At 64.4% G+C, this 4,018-nt stretch carries 5 protein-coding genes and 1 pseudogene; 5 read left to right on the top strand and 1 reads right to left on the bottom strand.

Features of this window, described 5'->3' with window-relative positions; translation table 11 throughout:
- Positions 1–237: 237 nt before the first annotated feature.
- Complete coding sequence (locus V7N12_RS13820; RefSeq protein ID WP_333715236.1) at positions 238–789, bottom strand: fasciclin domain-containing protein; 552 nt, start codon at positions 787–789, stop codon at positions 238–240.
- A 237-nt stretch (positions 790–1,026) separates the two neighbouring features.
- Between V7N12_RS13820 and hisD the strand changes: the two genes are divergently transcribed.
- From hisD to V7N12_RS13795, 5 genes and pseudogenes are all read left to right on the top strand, one after another.
- The gene (gene hisD / locus V7N12_RS13815; RefSeq protein WP_333715235.1) at positions 1,027–2,337 is read left to right on the top strand and encodes a histidinol dehydrogenase; all 1,311 of its coding nucleotides are present in this window, start codon (positions 1,027–1,029) and stop codon (positions 2,335–2,337) included.
- Complete coding sequence (locus V7N12_RS13810; RefSeq protein ID WP_333715234.1) at positions 2,334–2,813, top strand: UPF0262 family protein; 480 nt, start codon at positions 2,334–2,336, stop codon at positions 2,811–2,813. The genes hisD and V7N12_RS13810 overlap by 4 nt, the downstream gene beginning before the upstream one ends.
- A gap of 3 nt (positions 2,814–2,816) precedes the next feature.
- Positions 2,817–3,302 carry an arsenate-mycothiol transferase ArsC gene (locus V7N12_RS13805; protein ID WP_333715232.1) on the top strand — a complete coding sequence of 162 codons (486 nt, stop codon included), beginning with the start codon at positions 2,817–2,819 and terminating at the stop codon, positions 3,300–3,302.
- Positions 3,295–3,696, top strand: a complete 402-nt coding sequence (locus V7N12_RS13800; protein WP_333715231.1) for a ketosteroid isomerase-related protein — start codon at positions 3,295–3,297, stop codon at positions 3,694–3,696. Before V7N12_RS13805 ends, V7N12_RS13800 begins: the two co-directional genes overlap by 8 nt.
- Positions 3,693–4,018, top strand: a pseudogene (locus V7N12_RS13795) (GNAT family N-acetyltransferase); the annotation flags it as partial. The gene V7N12_RS13800 and the pseudogene V7N12_RS13795, both read left to right, overlap by 4 nt.

The raw sequence follows: 4,018 nt of genomic DNA, 5'->3' as shown, positions 1-4,018 counted from the left end.
GCGCGCTCGGTCTGTTCCTCGCGCATGACGAGATATGCGTTCTCGGTCAGACGTGCGCGCCATTCAGCCTCGGTGCGGCAGATTTCGAACCCGCAGTCTTGCGCAAAGGCAGGCGGGGCGACAAGGGCGGCGGCGGTGGTCAGCATGGCGGTGCGGCGGTTCATCGGTTGTGTCCTTGATTGGGAGGGTATCCGGGCCACCCGCCAAGGGCGGCCCGGGGTTGGTCTGATCCGGCGCTTAGCGTGGCACCAGAACCGTATCGACGACATGGATCACGCCGTTGGACTGGTTCACATCCGCGATGGTCACGCGCCCGGCATTGCCGCTTTCGTCATAGATGAACAGGCTGTTGCCCACGACCTGCGCCGACAGCGCGTCACCGGAGACCGCGTTGAAGTGATAAAAGCCGTCCGGTGCCGCATTGGCCATGCGGGCGATCTCGGCTGCGGACCAGTTACCGGCGACCACATGGGCGGTCAGGACCTTGACCAGCATGTCCTTGTTTTCGGGCATCAACAAGGTCTCGACCGTGCCCGCAGGCAGGGCGGCGAAGGCATCATTGACGGGGGCGAAGACGGTGAAGGGGCCGGGGCCCTGCAGCGTCTCGACAAGGCCTGCGGCCTGCACGGCGGCAACCAGCGTGGTGTGATCGGCAGAATTCACGGCGTTCTCGACGATGTTCATGGTCTCCAGCATCGGCGCGCCGCCGACCATCGGGTTTTCAGCAAGGGCTGCGGTGGCCAGCATCATGGCGGTTGCGGCGGTTGCAAGTCTGGTTGTCAGTTTCATCGGTCTTTCCTTCTGAACAGGCCGCCGGTGATCGGCAGCGATACCAGCAACCACGCAAGCGCGGCCTTCGAAGTTTCAGTCCGCACAGGTCACGTATCCGTGTGTTCTTGACATCTTCTGGGGGCGGGGCCACGCCTGCGCCCGCCCACCTGCCCCCCCAACCTGCCCCCCCAACCTGAACCATTGCCCACCTCCCCCCTGCCCGCTATGTCCCTCCCCACCAAGGAGTGACCCGCGATGCCACAGTTTCTGTCCACCACCGATCCCGATTTCGAGGCCCGTTTCGCCGCCCTTCTGGGCGCCAAGCGCGAGGATAGCCCCGATGTCGATCATATCGTGGCGGGGATCATCGCGGATGTGCGCGCGCGCGGCGATGCGGCGGTGATCGCACTCACCTCGAAATTCGACCGGCTGGACCTGACGCCCGCGACCATGCGGTTCTCGGACGCAGAGATCGCGGCGGAATGCGCCAAGGTCTCGGATGCGGACCGCGCGGCACTGGAACTGGCGGCAGAACGCATCCGCGCCTATCACGCCCGCCAGATGCCGGATGACGCCATGTGGACGGATGAGACCGGCGCGCAACTGGGCTGGCGGTGGGGTCCTGTCTCGGCGGCGGGGCTTTATGTGCCGGGGGGGCTGGCGTCCTATCCGTCGTCGGTGCTGATGAACGCGATACCGGCCAAGGTGGCGGGTGTCGCGCGGCTGGCGATTGTGGTGCCGACCCCTGACGGGGTGACGAACCCGCTTGTCCTGCTGGCCGCACAGATCGCGGGGGTGGATGAAATCTACCGGATCGGCGGGGCGCAGGCGATTGCGGCGCTTGCCTATGGGACCGAGACGATTGCACCGGTCGACAAGATCACCGGCCCCGGCAATGCCTTTGTCGCGGCGGCCAAGCGGCGGGTTTTCGGCAAGGTCGGGATCGACATGATCGCGGGACCGTCCGAGATTCTGGTGATCGCGGACCGCGACAATGATCCCGACTGGATCGCGCTTGACCTGCTGTCGCAGGCCGAACACGACGAAAGCGCGCAGTCGATCCTGATCACCGATGATGCCGCTTTCGGGCAGGCCGTGGCCGATGCCGTGGACAAGCGGCTTGAGACACTGGAACGCCGCGCGATTGCAGGGGCAAGCTGGCGCGATTTCGGCGCGGTGATCACTGTGCGCGACATGGCCGAGGCTGTCGCCCTGTCGGACCGGATCGCGCCCGAACACCTCGAACTTTGCACCGCGGATGCCGAAGGCTTGGCAGCGCAGATCACCCATGCGGGGGCGATCTTCATCGGGGGTTGGACTCCGGAAGCGATTGGCGATTACATCGGCGGGCCGAACCATGTGCTGCCCACGGCGCGGTCGGCACGGTTTTCAAGTGGACTATCGGTCATGGATTTCATCAAACGCACCACCCTGTCACGCATGACGCCCGAGGCGCTGGCCGCCATCGGCCCTGCCGCGGAACGCCTTGCACAATCGGAAAGCCTGCAGGCGCATGGGCTGTCCGTGCGTGCCCGTCTCGACCGACTGAACCGGGAGGGGGCATGAGCAAGATCATCCACATCGACCTTGACGACCGCAACCTGCCGCCACCCACGCCCGAGATCGATCAGGAACGCAAGGTGGCCATGTTCGACCTCTTGGAGCACAACAGCTTCGCCCTGCCCGCCCGCGACGACCGCGAGGTGCCGCGCGGTCCCTACAAGCTGGGGCTGGCCATCAAGGAACGCCGTCTGGTCTTTGACGTCCGGCAGGAAGATGACAGTCCCGCGGGCGAATTCCACCTGTCGCTCGGCCCGTTCCGGCAGGTGGTGAAGGATTACTTCCAGATTTGCGAAAGCTATTTCGACGCGGTCAAGCAACTGCCGCCCAGCCAGATCGAGACCATCGACATGGCCCGTCGCGGCATCCACAACGAAGGCGCGCGCGTGTTGCAGGAACGCCTTGAAGGCAAGGCCGAGGTGGACACCGACACGGCCCGCCGTCTCTTCACCCTTATCTGCGTGCTGCATTTCGGGGCGTGACGGGTGGCGGAGGGGGGAAAACCGTTTCACGACCTGCCGCAATCGGTGCTGTTTTGCTGCGATCACAACGCGGTCCGCTCGCCGATGGCCGAAGGGATCATGAAAAAGCTTTATGGCACCCAATGTTATATCCAGTCGGTCGGCGTGAAGAACGATCTCGAGATCGACGGCTTCGCCATCGCCGTCTGCGCCGAGATCGGGGTGGAACTGTCGCGCCATCGCAGCCGCAGCTTCGACGAGATGGAGGATTGGGGCGACGACCTGTCGTCATTCGATCTTGTGCTGGCGCTGTCACCGGCCAGCCAGCGGCGCGCGCTTGACCTGACGCGCTATTATCACCTGACGGTGGATTACTGGCCGATCCTCGACCCGACCGGTCTGGGTGAAAGCCGCGAGGCACGTCTTGCGTCCTACCGACAGACGCGCGACCAGATCAGGGACCGGTTGATTGCCCGATGGGGGCCAGGAAATGGAGACTTGGATGACTGACGCAACAGATGTTCTGCGCGATTATTTCGCGGCCTTCAATGCAGGCGATACGGACCGGATGCTGGCCCTTCTGACCGATGACGTGGCCCACCATGTCAACGAAGGGCAGGTCCGCACCGGGAAAGAGGCTTTCGCAGCCTTCTGCGCCCATATGAACCGCTGCTATGCCGAAAAGCTGACCGAGATCGTGCTCTTCTCGGCCGAAGAGGGCACACGCGGCGCGGCGGAATTCATGGTCAACGGCACCTATCTGGAAACGGATGATGGCCTGCCCGAGGCACGCGGCCAGACCTACCGGCTGCCGGGGGCATCCTTCATGACCCTGCGCGACGGCAAGATCGCCCGCGTGACGACCTATTACAATCTTGCCGACTGGCTGCGTCAGGTCTCATGATCGAGGTCCGCGCTCTGACCGGCGACGATCTGACACGGCATCTGGAAGATGTGGCGCGGTTGCGCATGGCGGTGTTCCGCGCCTTTCCCTACCTTTATGAAGGCACGTTCGACTACGAACACCGCTATCTGCAAAGCTACCGCGACAGCGCGGGTGCGATCCTTGTGGGCGCTTTCGACGGCGACAGGCTGGTCGGTGCCGCAACGGGCACCCCGATGGAGGATCACGCCGACGACTTCGGGCGCGCCTTCGACGGCACGGGGCTGGCCTTGGGGGATATCTTCTATTGCGCCGAATCCGTCCTGCTGCCCGCCTATCGCGG

Origin of the sequence: Yoonia sp. (assembly GCF_036770585.1) — a bacterium.
Taxonomy (GTDB): Bacteria; Pseudomonadota; Alphaproteobacteria; order Rhodobacterales; family Rhodobacteraceae; genus Yoonia.
The sequence above is the reverse complement of the archived record's forward strand: the minus strand, read 5'-3'. Positions and strand labels throughout refer to the sequence as shown.

Excerpts from the sequence above, each read along its gene's own strand:
- V7N12_RS13820 (WP_333715236.1), bottom strand. The coding sequence starts at position 789 with ATGAAACTGACAACCAGACTTGCAACCGCCGCAACCGCCATGATGCTG.
- hisD (WP_333715235.1), top strand. The coding sequence starts at position 1,027 with ATGCCACAGTTTCTGTCCACCACCGATCCCGATTTCGAGGCCCGTTTC.
- V7N12_RS13810 (WP_333715234.1), top strand. The coding sequence starts at position 2,334 with ATGAGCAAGATCATCCACATCGACCTTGACGACCGCAACCTGCCGCCA.
- V7N12_RS13800 (WP_333715231.1), top strand. The coding sequence starts at position 3,295 with ATGACTGACGCAACAGATGTTCTGCGCGATTATTTCGCGGCCTTCAAT.